Origin of the sequence: Bacillus sp. SIMBA_154, from assembly GCF_046536015.1 — a bacterium.
Taxonomy (GTDB): domain Bacteria; phylum Bacillota; class Bacilli; order Bacillales; family Bacillaceae; genus Bacillus; species Bacillus pumilus_P.
This window is the reverse complement of the sequence record NZ_JAWJBV010000315.1, coordinates 1-267: the sequence shown is the minus strand read 5'-3', so window position 1 is coordinate 267 and position 267 is coordinate 1. Positions and strand designations below refer to the sequence as shown.

The following is a 267-nucleotide window of genomic DNA, read 5'->3' as shown; positions in this document are numbered from 1 at the left end:
CCTACTGATTCAGGCAGGTAGAGAATTCAAAGCTAGAGGCCTTAAAGTTCATAACATCGATTCGCGTGAAGCCTTTGCCAACGATATTAAGCAAACCGCCGCAGTCCATAACGCCTCAGGTCAACGAGAAATAACCGTCGTCAATATACAAAAGTTTCAAGATGACCCTGCGGTCATTCAAAACGTGGACTATAACGTCAACGTACAGCGGGTTTTCTTCTTAGATGAAGTTCACCGCAGCTATAATCCACAAGGGAGTTTCTTGGC

General features: G+C 44.9%; 1 protein-coding gene. It reads left to right on the top strand.

The genetic code is table 11. The features are described from left to right. A partial coding sequence (locus R0K30_RS22190) for a hypothetical protein (protein WP_410613027.1) occupies positions 1-267 on the top strand: 267 nt, incomplete at both ends.